The sequence below is a fragment of the Pseudophaeobacter sp. EL27 genome, assembly GCF_900313025.1.
In the GTDB taxonomy this organism is placed as follows: domain Bacteria; phylum Pseudomonadota; class Alphaproteobacteria; order Rhodobacterales; family Rhodobacteraceae; genus Pseudophaeobacter.
The window spans coordinates 401,554-417,472 of record NZ_OMPQ01000008.1 but is presented as its reverse complement, the minus strand read 5'-3'; the positions used below and the strand labels follow the sequence as shown (position 1 = coordinate 417,472).

The 15,919-nt window shown below is 57.8% G+C and carries 10 protein-coding genes; 6 read left to right on the top strand and 4 right to left on the bottom strand.

Annotation, left to right across the window (positions count from 1 at the left end; genetic code table 11):
* Positions 1 to 134 precede the first annotated feature (134 nt).
* The 5 genes from ychF to ED661_RS06515 all read left to right on the top strand — a co-directional run bounded on the left by ychF (position 135) and on the right by ED661_RS06515 (position 5,481).
* Entirely contained in the window at positions 135 to 1,232 is a 1,098-nt protein-coding gene (ychF, locus tag ED661_RS06535) for a redox-regulated ATPase YchF (protein WP_122073091.1), read from the top strand.
* A gap of 178 nt (positions 1,233 to 1,410) precedes the next feature.
* Positions 1,411 to 2,331: a nucleoside hydrolase gene (locus tag ED661_RS06530; protein ID WP_122073090.1), complete on the top strand. Its 921-nt coding sequence runs from the start codon at positions 1,411 to 1,413 to the stop codon at positions 2,329 to 2,331.
* A 142-nt stretch (positions 2,332 to 2,473) separates the two neighbouring features.
* Positions 2,474 to 3,082: a sulfite oxidase heme-binding subunit YedZ gene (locus ED661_RS06525; RefSeq protein ID WP_122073089.1), complete on the top strand. Its 609-nt coding sequence runs from the start codon at positions 2,474 to 2,476 to the stop codon at positions 3,080 to 3,082.
* A 168-nt stretch (positions 3,083 to 3,250) separates the two neighbouring features.
* Positions 3,251 to 3,886 (top strand): bifunctional 2-polyprenyl-6-hydroxyphenol methylase/3-demethylubiquinol 3-O-methyltransferase UbiG, encoded by a 636-nt coding sequence (locus tag ED661_RS06520; protein ID WP_122073088.1) that lies wholly within the window; start codon positions 3,251 to 3,253, stop codon positions 3,884 to 3,886.
* Between the two features lie 881 nt (positions 3,887 to 4,767).
* Positions 4,768 to 5,481: a serine protease gene (locus ED661_RS06515; protein ID WP_122073087.1), complete on the top strand. Its 714-nt coding sequence runs from the start codon at positions 4,768 to 4,770 to the stop codon at positions 5,479 to 5,481.
* A gap of 200 nt (positions 5,482 to 5,681) precedes the next feature.
* Here the strand turns inward: ED661_RS06515 and ED661_RS06510 are convergent, their stop codons facing one another.
* From ED661_RS06510 to ED661_RS06495, 4 genes are all read right to left on the bottom strand, one after another.
* Positions 5,682 to 6,854 carry an HlyD family type I secretion periplasmic adaptor subunit gene (locus ED661_RS06510; RefSeq protein ID WP_122073086.1) on the bottom strand — a complete coding sequence of 391 codons (1,173 nt, stop codon included), beginning with the start codon at positions 6,852 to 6,854 and terminating at the stop codon, positions 5,682 to 5,684.
* Complete coding sequence (locus ED661_RS06505; protein ID WP_122073085.1) at positions 6,851 to 9,268, bottom strand: ATP-binding cassette domain-containing protein; 2,418 nt, start codon at positions 9,266 to 9,268, stop codon at positions 6,851 to 6,853. The genes ED661_RS06510 and ED661_RS06505 overlap by 4 nt, the downstream gene beginning before the upstream one ends.
* A complete protein-coding gene (locus tag ED661_RS06500; protein WP_122073084.1) occupies positions 9,265 to 10,569 on the bottom strand; it encodes a TolC family protein in 1,305 nt (434 codons plus the stop codon). Before ED661_RS06500 ends, ED661_RS06505 begins: the two co-directional genes overlap by 4 nt.
* 71 nt (positions 10,570 to 10,640) lie before the next feature.
* Positions 10,641 to 13,190, bottom strand: a complete 2,550-nt coding sequence (locus tag ED661_RS06495) for an Ig-like domain-containing protein (RefSeq protein WP_122073083.1) — start codon at positions 13,188 to 13,190, stop codon at positions 10,641 to 10,643.
* 784 nt (positions 13,191 to 13,974) lie between these two features.
* Between ED661_RS06495 and ED661_RS06490 the strand changes: the two genes are divergently transcribed.
* Positions 13,975 to 15,909, top strand: a complete 1,935-nt coding sequence (locus tag ED661_RS06490) for a PrkA family serine protein kinase (RefSeq protein ID WP_122073082.1) — start codon at positions 13,975 to 13,977, stop codon at positions 15,907 to 15,909.
* Positions 15,910 to 15,919: the final 10 nt, after the last annotated feature.

Genomic DNA, 15,919 nt, shown 5'->3' with positions numbered 1-15,919 from the left:
AGGCTTTTTTACATTTCACAGAGTCATATAGGGGGTCAAGAGATAGCTCGAGTCGCGAGCGAGGGGCAATGCTGCCTTGCGCCGAGAGGCAATGCTGCCTAGAAGCCTTTCCCAAATGGCATCAGGAGGCTGAGATGGGCTTTAAAATGGGAATTGTGGGCCTGCCGAACGTCGGCAAGTCGACCTTGTTCAACGCATTGACCAAAACCGCATCGGCGCAGGCGGCGAATTTTCCGTTCTGTACCATCGAACCCAATGTCGGTGAAGTCGGCGTGCCGGACAGCCGTCTGGATAAGCTGGCAGCGATTGCCGGTTCCAAGCAGATCATCCCAACACGGATGACCTTTGTGGATATTGCCGGACTGGTCAAAGGCGCCTCCAAGGGCGAGGGACTGGGCAATCAGTTCCTGGCCAATATCCGCGAAACCGATGCAATTGCTCATGTTTTGCGCTGCTTTGAGGACGGTGACGTGACCCATGTCGACGGTCGCGTTGACCCGGTTGCAGATGCCGAAACCATCGAGACCGAGCTGATGCTGGCGGATCTAGAGAGCATCGAGAAACGTCGCGCTAATCTGGTTCGCAAGCTGAAAGGCAACGACAAAGAGGCCCAGCAGCAAGAGCGTTTGCTGGCCGAAGCCCAGGCGATGTTGGAAGAGGGCAAGCCCGCGCGCCTGGTCGAAGTCGACGACGAAGACGCCAAAGCCTGGAAGATGCTGCAGCTGCTGAGCACCAAGCCGGTGCTCTATGTCTGCAATGTGGGTGAGTCGGAATCAGCTGAAGGCAACGCGCATTCTGCCAAAGTCGCTGAGATGGCGGCAGCTCAGGGCAATTCCCATGTGGTTATCTCGGCGCAGATCGAAGAAGAGATCAGCCAGCTCGAAGCCGAGGAAGCACAAATGTTCCTCGAGGAAATGGGCCTCGAAGAGGCCGGTCTCGACCGGCTAATCCGAGCGGGCTATGAGCTGTTGCATCTGGAGACCTATTTCACCGTTGGCCCCAAAGAGGCCCGCGCCTGGACGATCCGTGAGGGCACTTCCGGGCCACAGGCGGCTGGGGTTATCCACGGTGACTTTGAAAAGGGCTTCATCCGCGCCGAAACCATTGCCTATGACGATTTTATCGCCTGCAATGGGGAGCAGGGTGCCAAAGAGGCTGGCAAGATGCGGGCCGAGGGTAAATCCTACATCGTCAAAGACGGCGATGTGATGCACTTCCTGTTCAATACCTGATCCTGCCTTTGGATTGCCCCGGTTTGGTGGGGCGGTCATCAGAGGTATTCGCAAGCGCCCGCGCAGAGACTGCATGGGCGTTTTGCTTATGTGGCATCGTTGCGGTCAGCCAGTGGACGGCTTGCCGGGGCACTGGGGGAAATGTTAGGCCGGCGGGGTGAGTGAGGCGGAGACAGCTATGATGAAACTGATTATCGACACGGATCCTGGCATCGACGACGCCATGGCGATCTTCTATGCGGCGGCGGCACCAGAGATTTCGCTGTTGGGGCTCACCACGATTTTTGGCAATGTCACCACTGAGATTGCGACCCGAAACGCCCTGCGCCTGCTCGAAGCAGCGGATCTGCAGGTGCCAGTTGCCGAGGGTGCGCGCGTGCCCCTGTCTTTGCCGCCTTTTAAGCCCTCAGCCCAGGTTCACGGTGCGCAAGGGTTTGGGGATATTCCAGCTGCAGAGCCCAAAGGCGCGCCTCTGGCCGAGGAGGCCGCCGATTTCCTGATCCGCATGGCGCGCGAACATAAAGGTGAGTTGGTACTCTGTCCTATTGGCCCGCTGACCAACATCGCGCTGGCCATTCAGCGCGACCCTGAGTTTGTCAAAAACCTCAAACGTATCGTCATCATGGGCGGCTCGTTGGAGGAAGGCGGCAATATCACCCCGCATGCGGAGGCCAATATCTATCACGACCCCGATGCGGCGGATGTGGTTTTTGGATCGGGCGCCGAACTGGTAATGGTTGGCTTGGATGTGACCCACCAAATTCTCTGCACCAAAGCGGATTTCACCGCTATTGCGGCGCAGTCGCCGGAATTGGGGGGGATGTTGCAGTCCATGTCAGAGTTCTACCTGCGGTTTTATGAAACCGTGGGCAAGTTTGACGGCTGCTCCCTGCATGACCCGGCAGCGGTCATCGCCTGTAGCCATCCGCAGCTGTTCCAGGTCAAGAAACTGCCCATTCGCGTGTCCTGTTCCGGCGAGACCTCGGGGGAGACACTGGTGGCGGACAAGGGCAGCCGGGGGGATACTTCGGTGTGCCTTGGGGTGGATGCCAAAGCGGTGAAAACGCTGTTCTTGGAGCGCCTGGCACTCTTGCCCTAAGGACTTGGCCAAACTAGGGCGGGGCTGACCAACTGGCGCGCCGACACCGGGGGTGGCAGGGTTTTCCACCACTACTATCGAAAAGAGCGACGGAAAAGTTGGGCTGAACCGTATAGGCTTCACGAGTTCTGGAGCCTTGAGTATGTCCGCAGTCCGATCCTTTCTAAATCACCCTTATACGTTTTGGGCGCTCTTATGCCTGCCCGCAATCCCGATGACAGCTGCGCTGGCCACGGGAGATGCCAAAACGATCCATATGCTGCTGCACCCCACAGGTGAGTTTGCAGCACGTTTCATGATCATTTCGATGATGATTACCCCGTTGACGATGCTTTTCAGAGGCTGGCGGGGGCCACGTTGGCTGATGAAGCGGCGCCGGTATCTGGGGGTTGCAGCCTTTGGCTATGCAGCGGCGCATACGGTGCTCTATCTGATCGACATAGGGGTGGTGGCCTATTCCGGCAATGAGTTGTCCAAACTCTATATCTGGACGGGCTGGCTGGCCTTGCTGATCTTTGTGCCCCTTGCGGTGACCTCAACGGATGGCTGGCTGCGCAAACTTGGGCCGCATTGGAAGATGTTGCAACGCGGTGTCTACGGCGCTGCTGTCTTGACCCTTGTTCACTGGGCAGCCCTTCACAATTGGGGAGGGGTAGGCCCGGCCTTAGTGCATTTTGTACCGCTCATCGCCCTGGAGCTATATCGGGTCAATTCCAACCTGCAACACAGGCGGCTAAGATCGGCTGTCTGATCGCGTCGCGGGCGTTCATTTTACCTCTCCAGAAGGTTGTTTGGTGATTTACCCCGGGGGCGTTTTGTGGCTTCTTAGCAGGACAAATTTGAGCCAAACTTCCCGCTATGTTTCATGTGAGGAGGAGGTCTAGGCCATAAGGATTTTGAGGTTAGGGGTGTTGTTAGGATGAAGAGTATTGATGAGGTGGATCCAAATATCCTGCTTGGGTACAAATCCGGGCAGTATTGGCAAAACCGCATGGATCTCATGTACTACTCTTACCTGGACTATATCGTGCGCAGTCTGGGCAAGAACGCCAAATCCATGATCGACATCGGAACCGCGAGCTGCCCCTATCTTGAGTGGTTCGATTGGATCCCCGAACGTGTCTCCTTTGACATGGCAGAGCCTTATCGCTCCTCGACGGTTGAGGGGATTCAAGGGGATTTCCTGACGCATGACTTTGGCGGCAAGAAATATGATGTCGCCACCTGCTTGCAGGTGCTGGAACATGTTCCAGATGTGGTGCCTTTTGCACGTAAGCTGCTTGAGATCAGCGATATGGTCATCGTGACCGTACCCTATGAATGGCCCGCAACCGCGGCTGATGACCATATTCACGATCCCATCGGCAATCGAAAGCTTTTGCGCTGGATGGGGCGCAAACCCAACTACCGTCAGGTTGTCAAAGAGCCTTTCCGTGGTGCCGTTGGCCGACGGCTCATCGCGGTCTATGAGGCCGACATGACCGCCCGCTACGGGCGCAAGGATTTCAAAACGCGAGTGCGTCGGTCGCGGTTCCCGATGGGGCCGCAGGACTAACTGCACCTTGGCTCAGGGGCAGGGCTTGGCCTGTCCCACCGGTTTGCCGACCAATGGTGTGGACCTTCTCGTCTCTACATGACTGGGATTGCCTTTGTCCCGCGAGCTGCAGGTTATCCTAGGGAGGCTTTTGCTTGTGGCTGTGCATTCTGGGTAAAACCTGGGTGCTGCGGCTGCAAAAGAGCCCACAGCACTGTCCTCATGGGCATGACCTGCGAACAGCCTGCACAACCGACACCCACCTTATTTTGGGGTGAGACTGGCCTTGCCTGACCGGGCAGGTCTTGCTCCTTCCGAGTTAAGGGTTTCCTAGGAGAGGTAAAGCAGTGGGCAGCCGTTTTACTATTTAGCCTCCCTGGGGCTCTGCCTGGGGTGAGGCTCTGAAGTGAGGAGGGGGCCACGCAAAGCCTCGCTTCGGCACCAATCACCCAGAACATGCCGCTGACCTATGCTGACGGAGGCTCGCTTTCCCCTAGGACAACATCTTAACGCCGGGGCGCGGGATTATGGATTTGGAAAGAGATTTGGGTGCTGCTTGGATGCGACTCACGACTGATTCTCGCCGCATTTGCTTCCGTTTAGGGGGCTAGAAATCCAAATCTTACCGAAGTCTTGCACCTTGGGAGGTAAAATGTGGGTCCTGTAGGACATAAAAATGCATGTTTTTACAGGTATTTGCCTAAAACCTTAGGGAGAGTCTTAACGCCGGGTGGCTATTTACCCCGTTTTAACGTCATTCTGGGGCATCAATAACCGGGGGGTTAGAGAATTGTTAACACTGCCACATTCTGTCCATTATTTCGTCCACCAAGCACAAGATTGGGCCCCATTCCAGCCGCACGACTGAACAAACATGTTGATGTGGGAATTTGGAGTGGAAAATGAAACGACTAATCGCTGTGGCTGCGGCTTACTTGTTTGCAAGTATGCCCAGCGGCGCGAGGGCGGGTGATCCGCAATTTGGAGCTCGATCGTTGCCTGGGTGGGAAGCGGTCGGACGTCTGAATATCTCGGGACGCAATATGTGTACCGGATCCTTGATAGCGCCAAACTTGGTACTGACTGCGGCCCATTGCCTGTATGATCCGGCATCTGGGCGCGCAATTGATCCGACGACGATCAAATTTGAAGCGGGCCTCATGGGGCGACGTGCCAAAGCTGCACGCAACATTGCGAAGGCGGTGGTGCATCCGGGCTATCGGCATAGTCAGCGAGGTGGCTCTCTGATGGGAAGTGACATTGCGGTGTTGCGCTTGGCTCGACCGATCAATTCGAACGAGATCCAGCCCTTGAGAATGTCCCTGGATGCCGATCGCGGAGATTCCGTTGGGGTGCTGTCTTACAACTTTACCCATGCGACGCGCCCCAGTTTGGAACGCAGTTGCGAGGTTCTTGCAAAACAGCGCACGACATTGGTGATGTCCTGCCTTGTGGATTTTGGGGCCTCAGGTGCGCCAGTTCTACAGGTGATACCGGGCCGATTGCCCCGACTGGTCTCGGTGATTTCTGCCAAGGCCGCGATGGGCAGCAGGCGGGTTTCGATTGGGACAGCGCTTGATTCAACCCTGTGGCGCTTGATGCAACAGGCCGGCTAACAACAGATACGTCCCTCCTTAGCGACGTTCCCACGGAACCTACTGCTAGAATGGCAGTGGGGTACCGGGAATCCAGACGCACAGGACGTGGCCCGATAGGGCGCTGCCCAGAACAAGAGGGCAGAGGAGGGCAAACAGCGGGGAACAGCGCGGAGCATTCCGATGCTTCCCCTGTGGTATCTGGTCCTGTGTGAGTGGGTTTATGGTTCACGGAAGGCCTCTTGTGATTTGTACAGAGGCTTCAACAGGTAGTTCAGCACGGTTTTTGATCCTGTCTGCAACTCTGCAATGGCGCGCATGCCGGGGCGAATTTCGATGCCTTTCTGACGCTCCGTTAGATCAGAACGATCAACCCGAACCGTAACGCGGTAAAAGGGTTCGGCGCGGGGATTGCGTTCATCTTCAAAGGTGTCCGCCGAAACAAAATCAACCTCGCCATTCAAGGCGCCATAGATGGTGTAATCATAGGCCGAGAGCTTGATGGTCGCCGTCTGGCCGGTTTGTACACTGGCAATATCCTTGGGATTGACGCGGGCCTCGACAAACAGCTCTTCCCCCATGGGGATGATCTCAAAAATCTCTTCACCGGGGCGCACAACGCCGCCAATGGTGGTCACGCCCAGGCTGTTGACGATGCCGGACATTGGCGAAGTGATAACGGTGCGATCCAACTGGTCCTGTGCCAGCCGCTGATCCTGCCTCAGCGAGGCCAGCTCGCGCAGGGCTTCGGAATATTCTTCTGCCAGTTTCAGTTCATTCTGGGTGCCGATCTCATTGAACTTGGCCTGCGCATCGGTGGCAGCTTTCTGCGAGCGGTTCACTTCGATCAGGGCGACGATGTTCTGCTCGTAAAGGCTTTGCATATTGGCCAGCTCATCGTTCAGCTGATCCAGGATCTTGCGCGCGCTGGTGCGGCGGCTGTCAAAATCGCCCTGTCTGGCATTCAGCAGGGCGCGCTCTGACGCCAGTATTTCGGCGGAGCGGTCTGCCAGATCAACGGGGACAGTGAACTCATAGGCCCCGTCCATTTCGGCTTCCAGCCGGAATTGCTTGATCTCTAGTGTGTCGATTTGGTCCTGCAACTCATCGGCAATAGTGCGGAATTTGGTGTCCTGGAGCTTCGCCAGAACCTGTCCGGCGCGCACTTCGTCGCCTTGGCGTACATGCAGTTCCGCCAGAATGCCGCCTTCAAGGTTCTGTACGATCTGCGCCCTGGAGGAGGAGACCACTTCGCCTTCGCCGCGCACGATCTCATCCACCGAAGCAAAGGCTGCCCAGCCGATGAACAGCAACAGAGCTGCGCCAACCAGATAGACAATGCGGCTGGCGCCCCGGGCGCTCTCGGCGAGATCATAATGCGCGGATGAGGTCATTTGCCCTCTCCTGCGGCGAGATGCGCCAGAACCTTATCACGGGGACCATCCACCACCATGCGCCCGTCCTGCAGGATTAGGGTGCGGTTGGTCAGCGACAGGATGGGCATCCGGTGGGTGGCGATAACGGCGGTGCGGCCCTGCAGCCAGGTTTCCAACCGGCTGACTAGAGTGCGTTCCAAGGTTTGGTCCAAAGCGGCTGTGGGTTCATCCAGCAGCACGATTGTTGGGTTTTGCAACCAAAGCCGCGCCCAGCCCATCGACTGGCGCTGACCAATCGACAAGCCGCCGCCGCCATCACCGATATCCAGGTCCAGGCCCTTGTGGTGACCGCGCACATAGGCGCCCAGGCCAGAAAAGTCCAAAGCAGCCATCAGGCGGGTGTCGTCGCGCTCCAGCTGGTTGAGGTTGAGGTTGTCGCGCAGAGAGCCAGCAAACAGCCGTACATCCTGGCTCAGGTAGCCGATATTGCGGCGCAGATCGCGTGGGTCGATCTGGCCCATATCGGTGCCATCAATCATGATCCGGCCTGTATCGGGGGCGTAGAGACCCGACAGCAGTTTGATCAGCGTGGATTTGCCCGAGCCATTGACGCCCAGAACCGCAACGCGCTGGCCTGGGGTAATGGCGACACCGGGGACATCCAGGGTAGGGGCGGCATCTTCATCGTAGCGGAACACCACTTCGCGCATCTCAAAGCGGCCCTCAAGCTGCTCACGGCGCAGGTAGCTGCGTTCGGCATCCATTTCCTGCGGGGCGCTGGCGATGGCCTCCAGCCCCTCCAGAGCGCCCTTGACGTTACTCCAACGGGCCATGGTCGCGGCAAACTGGGTGAGCGGCGCCAGGGTGCGACTGGTGAGGATACCGGTGGCAATAATCGTCCCGACGGTGAACTCACCTGCAAAGACCAGCAAAGTACCCAGAACCACAGCGGTGATATAGGTGGCCTGCTGGATGCCCTGCGACCAGAAGGTGAGGGCGCTGGCAAGGCGACGTTGTTCGGTTGAGGAATGCGAGGACAGTACATTCAACTCGTCCCAGTTGCGCATAACGCGGTCTTCGCCGCGCTGGGTCTTTACTGTGTCGAGTTCGGTGATCACCTCGTGCAGCAGGCGGCCAGCCTTGGCATTGGCGCCCTGGGTCTGGCGGGTCAGCGCGATCATCTTGCGCTGCATGAAATAGGCCGGCAGCAGCATCAATGCACCGCCAACCATGATCACATAGACAACAGGCCCGGCGATCGAGGCCACCAGCAGCAGGAAGACGGCGATAAAGGGAATATCGGCGAGGGTGGAGATCGTCGAAGAGGTAAAGAACTCACGTACGGCACCAAAATCGCGCATCGCTGCAAACAGCCCGGAGGGGGGCAGCGGTTTTTTGTCCGAGCGCATGCCAATCAGGCGACGCATCAGATTGTGCTGAACCGAAAGTTCGATCTGGCGTCCGGCAGCATCCGTCAGCCGGGCACGGGCCACCTTGAGCAGGGCTTCCAGCATGATCGCAAGGAAGGCGCCAATGGCCAAAACCCAAAGCGTGGCATGAGACTGATGCGGCACCACCCGGTCATAGACCTGCAGGGAGAACAGCGCGACCGAGACGGCCAAGATGTTGGCCACCAAGGAGCCCAACATGATTTCACCCACCTGACGGCGGTATTTGGGGAATTCGCCCCAGAACCAGTGATCGCTCTCCAGCTGCGGTGTATGGCGGGCTGCCATTTGTTTGAGCGAGGGACGCGCCACCACCAGAGTGCCGGTGAAAAACGGGGTGAACTCACCCAGCGGGACCTCGGTGCGATTGTCGGGGCAGGTGGTGTCAAAAATGCTGAGCCGACCCTGGTCCTGACCCAGAACCAGGACACATTGGCCGCCCTTCATCATCGCCAGAGCAGGCCAGTCGCTGGGGGTCAGCTCCGGCCGACGTTGCAGTTTCACTTGCAGTCCGGTCGACCCCAATGCCTGTGCCAGGCTCTCGGCTGTGGAATCACCGGGGTTATTGCTCCACATAAAGCTGGCGATATCGCCTGCATGGGCTTCGGTGCCCTTCAGGGAGGCCAGCGTGGCAATCAGCGTGGCGCGGTGCTGGATCCGGGCAGAGGCGCCCTCAATTAGGGTGCCAACTTCGCGGCGACCTCCCGCGGCGGCAACATCTGTTTGGGCTCCTGCACCGCTGTGGGCTGGGGCACTGGCTGCTTGGGTTGCCACCTGCGGGGAGGGGGCGGTGGTGCGCCTACGGGCAGTGGTGTTTGAAGCGGTGCCATCGATGATCTGACCAGTAACGGGAGCCTGGTCCTGGTCGGCGAGCGGCGCCGGGCTGGGGGGAACTGCCCGCAACAGGGGGCTTCCTGGTTTGCGGGACTGCTTACTGGCTTTGGCGGTGGAACCAGGCCGGGGTGGAAAAGTTGTATCGGTCAAATCTTATCCCCATCCGCCAAAAGGCCCATGTCACGCGCCAGCATCAGCTGGATCAACACAACTTCGTACTTTGCTTCGATATGGTCCTGCTCGCGCTGGACCAGCTCTTCGTAGATGGAGACAACATCCATCACTGGCCGCTGGCCCGCTTCGAACTGGGATTTGAACAGCCTGTAGGTTTCCCGGCTGGCCCGTGCCAGTGATGCGGTCTCGACAGTTTGGCGCTGATAGGAGGCCAGACGTTGTTCCTGACGGGAGTGGCTGCGCCGGGCGTCTTCTTCGGCCTCACCAATCTGGCGACGGGCAGCTTCTTTGGAGACTTCGATGGCTTTGAGCGCGGCCCCGGTGCCGAGCCCCAGCGGTTCGGCCAGATCCAGGGTCAGCCCGGCACCAGATCCGTCAGAAGTGACGTTGCCGGCCGCTGAAATCTGCGGCAGGAGACCGGCCCGGCCAATCACCGCTTGGGCCACACCACGATTGGCGGTGGCTTCGGATTTCAACACCGAGAGATACTGCACGGTTTCGGGCGGTGTCCCGAGGTCGAGCTTGCCGGGTTTTTCGGGGAAGCTCTCACCGGTCATCGCCGTGAGCTCAGCCCGGGCGGTGGTGGCGGCATCCTGTGCGGTGGTGCGGGCATTGCGCATGCCATTGATCTTGCTGTCGACCACATTCAGGTCGGAACGGTCGGACAAGCCACCGTCAACCCGCCCCGAGACGATGCGGCGGAATTCCTGCATCTGGTTCAAGGCACGGCTGTTATAGGCGGCTTTCTCTTCGCCGCGCAGCCCGGCCAGATAGAGGCCTACGGCATCTTCAACTCGCTCATTCATATCAACCGAGAGATTGACAGCGGCGACTTCGACATCGGCGGCTGCAAAGGCGCGTTCGGCTTTGCGGCGGCCATTGTCAAAAAGCACCTGCTGAATGAGCATCCCTGCCACCAGATCCCCCAGATCCGTCAGGCTGACGGAGGGGCCGATTGTGGGCAGCCAGTTTTTCGACTCGGCTTCGGCGCGCAGTTTGGCGCTGATCAGTTCCGCTTCGGAGGCGCGGGCAGAGGCAGCAACGGCGGCCTCGGCGACGTCATTGTAGACGGTGCCTTCGGTCAGCAGCGAGCGGCGCGCGAGCAGGGTTGAGATAACCTCGGAAGTGGCCTCGCCTTCGGGCTGCACAAAGTTGCCGCCGCGCCGGGAGACTTCGGTCTCGTCCGTGGTTTTGCCTGTAAGAAACGGCACGCCATCGGCGCAGCCAGAGAGGCTGCACATAAGTGCCAATGCGCCAATGGGTCGTGCCAGTTGCATACTGCCCCTCGCCCTTTTGTAGGGTTTTGGTTGGGACCGGCAGCGGTCAGGGACTGTGCCGGTCCAATTGATCAGATGATGACGGTGACGTCTTGATCAATGACCAGGGTCGTGCCGTCGTTACCAACGGTGTAGACGTTGTAGTTCTCACCGCCGACACTGCGGGTTCCTGACAAGGTCGCGCCTGCCACGGTGACAGTGTCGTCGCCCGGGGTCGAACCACTGTGGATGGTCAGGGTATCCGAGTTTTCGGAGAGCGCCTTGATATCCGCTTCGGTCAGAACCAGAGACACATTGCTGGCCGCACCAAGATCCAGTTCATCGATGTTGAACTGGCCAAGGGAGGCATGATTCAATGTGCTGGCCGTTGTGGCATTGTCTTCAAGAACAAGCAGGGTGCTGGACCCATTGCCAAGCGTATCAACATTGGTCACCACCAGATCGGTGCCATCGGGGATCGCATTGGTAAAGTCGAACTCGGTAACGCCGCGCCCAGGAGTGACAACTGCACCCGGATTGGAGGTGGAACCATCGCCTTCGAGCGTGTTGACGGTAATGGATTCACCTGCGCCGGCAATGCCTTCGACGGTGATTTCGCTGACGTCCTGGCTGCCGATCTCATAGGTGACCGAGTCCAGAACAGGGGCTTCAAAGACGGTATCGATTTCGAAGTTTTCAGTCAGGGTGCTGGTGTTGCCAGCAGGATCTTTTGCAACGATTGTGGCAGAGGTAGAGTATTCACCTGCGGGAAGGTCTGCGCCCGAGAACTCGGCGCTCCAGTTACCTGCAGCATCCACGGTGGCCGTCTTTGCCACGCCCCGGATTGTCACGATCACCTCAGAGCCCGGCTCGACCGTGCCCTGCAGGGCAAAGCCGGCGTTCAACTCATCCTGATTGATCACGTCATTGGCGGTCTGATTGGCCTCGACGGTAAAGGGGTCAACTTCGGTGTCGATCGCAAGGGAACGGGTCACCACATCGGTGTTGCCTACAGCATCCGTGGCGTGCACTTCAATGTCGACATTCGTGGTGCCGGTTGGGATCGAGCTTTGCGGAATAAGCACTGTCCAGTTGCCCGCAGCATCTACCGTGGCGTTCTGGGCACCGGAGGCGCCAAAGAACACTTGAACTGTGGAGCCTGGCTCGGCAGTGCCGGTCAGCTGAACACCGCCCTGGGCTTCTGCGCCGGACAATACATCATCCGGACCTGCAAAACCGCCGTTCAGGGTCGCGCTGGTTTGAGTATCAATGTGGACCGTATGCGTGCTGGTCGAGCTGTTTCCTGCCAGATCGCTCGAGGTGACCTCGACGGTGCTGGCGTAGTTATTGCCACCAGTGATCTGGGCGCTGCTGTAATCAACAGACCAGGTGCCATTGTTTGCAACGGTTGTGGTCTGGGTAACGCCTTGGAACAGAACAGAGATCGAGGCCCCTGCTTCGCCGGTCCCAGAGAGGGTGACACCATTGGAGGCTTCGGAGAAGCTGACAATATTGTCGCCCTCTACGGTGTTGATGCCAATGGGGGGCGCGACGGTGTCGACCACCAATGTCTCGGTATAGCTGGCGCTATTGCCAAAATCGTCGGTTGTGGTGATGGCAACCCCGGTGGTGTATTCGCCGGTGGTGATCTGGGTCGAGTCAAACGTAACCGACCAGCTGCCATTGGGGGCAACTGTTGTTGTCTGAGTGTGGCCGTTGATGACAACACTGACGCTGGCGCCAGCTTCGCCGCTGCCGGTGATCACGGTGCCAGAGGAATGTTCACTGCCATTGACAATATCGCCGGTGGATTGGGTGCCACTGGTGACGTTCAGGACTGGTGGCGTGGTGTCGATAACCACTGTTGGGCCATCCAGATCATGGGTTGTACCGTTGGGATCGACAACTTTGACGGTTGTGTCATAGTTGCCATCTGCTGGCAGGGATACCACCGGGAAGGTCACTTCCCAGGTGCCGTCATCCTTGACGGTGCCTGTCTGTGTTTCGCCACCTACGTTGACTTCGACTACAGCGCCGGGGGTACCGGTGCCGGTGATAACAACCGGATCCGTGGTTGCGCCTGCAATTGGGTAGCTGGCATCGGGATTGTCCACGGTAGGAATGATAGCATTTCCGCCACCACCGCCGCCACCACCACCGCCAGCGACGACCGCGGCACCGGCTACACCGGCTGCTGCGCCCGCTGCGCCCAGGCCGCCAAAGAGAGGGGCTGCCAGTGGGGCAATGACCGGCTCGATCCGGTCAACATCTAGGAAGACCATCTCGTCATAGGCAGACCATTTGCCGGAAATATCCAGCGGCTCGTAGCTTGCAAACAGCGCGCCCTCGGCCTTGTCCTCTAACACGACCTCGACAAAATTGCCTTCCTCGCTGAGGAACAGGTTTTTGCCGCCGGCAGTACCATTGGTATAGTAGTTCTGCAAAACAAGGATCTGGCCATCGGCCAATACAAGGTGGAGATCCGATCCCCGCCTTACATAGGCGTCAATGTCCGAGGCGCTGAGGTTCAGCGAAATGTCCTTGGAGTGCGTGACATTGAGAAGAGAGGGAGACCCCTCGGAAAAAGTGCTTTGACGTGTGGTCCCCGAAAGATCACGGGTGATAAATCCAACAGTGCTCATTTTTTTGCCGCTCGCTTATGGACCACGCAACGCCCTAAATCATGGGGTCGCGGAGGATCCGGTGCCTGTATGTTTCTGCCGAAGGCCGTTCTTTGCGGCCATATTGTGGGTATATTGCGTCGAATTTATATCAAATGTCTAGTCGGTGCTGGCAGAAACTGTGGATGAATTACGCACTATAGTGTCTTGTTTGCCGCAGATTTTCTTTGGCATGGGGGCTGGTCCCCTTGTTTTTGGGTGATTTGTTAACAAAGTGTTAATGGAAACGCCGCCTTCCGGGATGGCGGCACGGGATGAGACTCGGGCGGAAATTGGGCAGAAACAGGGCTGAGCGGAGGGCGTAGCCTTACCAGGTGCCCTGGCTGTTGCCTTGGCAAAATGGGGTCCCAAAGGCATCACGTCGATTGGTGGCTTCGACATCGAAACACGGCCGCTTACTGGGAGGGATGCAGGGTGAGATCACAAGTTCTGGTGAAAATGTGAAGGATCTTTGACAAAAATCTTCTGGCAATTAATTAAAATTACACCAGTTCCTAATAGTATGAAACGCGTAGATAGTGTACCCTTGCGGAATACTGAACGGCGTCTGAGACCCTCGATTGCCGGACCAAGCCCCCTGATCAGAGCGGGCATCCGGTGCTTACGACGCCGTCGACCAAGAGCAGAAATCAAAACCAAAATCGACCGCGGGCATCCGTGGCCCAGTTGCTGGGGTCTCTATGTCTGTGCGTTTTCACTACCGCCAGGAGGAAGGGCGAAGCGTAACCCAGGAGGCTAGATCCCGATGAAAGACATTGCCGAGATATTTGTTGAGCAGTACGGCCAAACGCGTGAGCAGGAGATGTCACTCTATGACTATCTCGATGCCTGTCGCGATGACCCGAGCCTCTATGCCAATGTGGCTGAGCGGATGCTCAAAGCCATAGGGGAAGAGGAGCTGGTTGATACCTCAAAGGATGCCCGGTTGGGGCCGATCTTTCAGAATCGAACGATCAAGCAATATCGTGCCTTCAAAGATTTCTACGGGATGGAAGACACCATCGAGCGGATCGTCGGCTATTTCCGCCATGCGGCCCAGGGCTTGGAAGAGCGCAAACAAATCCTTTATCTGCTGGGGCCAGTAGGGGGCGGTAAGTCCTCGCTTGCGGAACAACTGAAATGTCTGGTCGAAGATCAGCCGATCTATGTGTTGAAAGCCGGGGACCAGCTGTCGCCGATCTTTGAGAGCCCACTGGGCCTGTTTGATCCGGTACGCATGGGCAAGGTACTCGAAGAGGAATACGGCATTGCCCGTCATCGCCTGCCGGGGCTGATGTCGCCCTGGGCGGTGCAGCGGTTGGACGAATATGGTGGCGACATCAGCAAGTTCACCGTGGCGCGGATCTATCCGTCGGGTTTGCGGCGCATGGGGGTCGCCAAAGTCGAGCCGGGCGATGAGAACAATCAGGATATCTCTACCCTTGTGGGCAAAGTGGACATTCGTCAGTTGGAACACTTCAGCCAGGACAATCCGGATGCCTATAGTTTCTCTGGCGGGTTGAACCGCGCCAATCAGGGTGTGCTGGAATTTGTCGAGATGTTCAAAGCGCCAATCAAGATGCTGCACCCGCTGCTGACCGCCACCCAGGAAGGCAACTATATGGGCACCGAAAGCTTTGGGGCCATTCCCTTTACCGGCCTGGTGCTGGCGCATTCCAATGAGAGCGAGTGGCAGGCCTTCAAGAACAACAAGAACAATGAGGCCTTTATCGACCGAGTCTCGATCGTCAAGGTTCCCTATTGCCTGCGGGTCAGTGATGAGGCGCAGATCTATGACAAGCTGATCCAGCACAGTGAGCTGGCCGAGGCGCCCTGCGCGCCGGAAACCCTGAAGATCCTCAGCCGGTTTTCGGTTCTGACCCGGCTGAAGCCACATGAGAACTCCAATCTCTATTCCAAGATGCGTGTCTATGATGGGGAGAGCCTGAAAGACACAGACCCCAAGGCCAAGACGGTTCAGGAGTATCAGGACCGAGCTGGTGTTGATGAGGGTATGAACGGCATCTCGACCCGTTTTGCCTTTAAAGTGCTCTCCTCAACCTTCAATTTCGACACCGATGAAATCGCCGCCGATCCGGTACATCTGATGTATGTGCTGGAACAGATGATCAAGCGCGAGCAGTTCCCGGCCGAAACCGAGGCCAAATACCTCGAGTTCATCAAAACCGATCTGGCGCAGCGCTATGAGGAATTCATCGGTAACGAGATCCAGAAGGCCTATCTCGAGAGTTACACCGAATATGGCCAGAACGTCTTTGATCGCTACATCTCCTATGCGGATGCCTGGATCGAAGAGCAGGACTACAAAGATCCTGATACAGGCCAGCTTTATGATCGTGAGATCCTCGACAGTGAACTGAGCAAGATTGAAAAGCCTGTCGGCATCGCCAATCCCAAAGACTTCCGCAACGAGGTGGTCAAGTTTGCGCTGCGCCACCGTGCCAATACCGGATCAAACCCAGCGTGGAACTCTTATGAGAAACTCCGCGACGTGATTGAGAAACACATGTTCTCACAGGTCGAAGAACTGCTGCCGGTGATCAGTTTTGGCAGCAAGAAGGACAGCAAGACCGAGAGCAAGCACCAGGAGTTTGTCGAACGCATGCGCAGCCATGGCTATACCGACCGTCAGGTCCGGCGCCTGGTGGAATGGTACATGCGGGTCAACAAGGCCGGGTAACGGGGGCGCT

Excerpts from the sequence above, each read along its gene's own strand:
- ychF (WP_122073091.1), top strand. The coding sequence starts at position 135 with ATGGGCTTTAAAATGGGAATTGTGGGCCTGCCGAACGTCGGCAAGTCG.
- ED661_RS06530 (WP_122073090.1), top strand. The coding sequence starts at position 1,411 with ATGATGAAACTGATTATCGACACGGATCCTGGCATCGACGACGCCATG.
- ED661_RS06525 (WP_122073089.1), top strand. The coding sequence starts at position 2,474 with ATGTCCGCAGTCCGATCCTTTCTAAATCACCCTTATACGTTTTGGGCG.
- ED661_RS06520 (WP_122073088.1), top strand. The coding sequence starts at position 3,251 with ATGAAGAGTATTGATGAGGTGGATCCAAATATCCTGCTTGGGTACAAA.
- ED661_RS06515 (WP_122073087.1), top strand. The coding sequence starts at position 4,768 with ATGAAACGACTAATCGCTGTGGCTGCGGCTTACTTGTTTGCAAGTATG.
- ED661_RS06510 (WP_122073086.1), bottom strand. The coding sequence starts at position 6,854 with ATGACCTCATCCGCGCATTATGATCTCGCCGAGAGCGCCCGGGGCGCC.
- ED661_RS06500 (WP_122073084.1), bottom strand. The coding sequence starts at position 10,569 with ATGCAACTGGCACGACCCATTGGCGCATTGGCACTTATGTGCAGCCTC.
- ED661_RS06495 (WP_122073083.1), bottom strand. The coding sequence starts at position 13,190 with ATGAGCACTGTTGGATTTATCACCCGTGATCTTTCGGGGACCACACGT.
- ED661_RS06490 (WP_122073082.1), top strand. The coding sequence starts at position 13,975 with ATGAAAGACATTGCCGAGATATTTGTTGAGCAGTACGGCCAAACGCGT.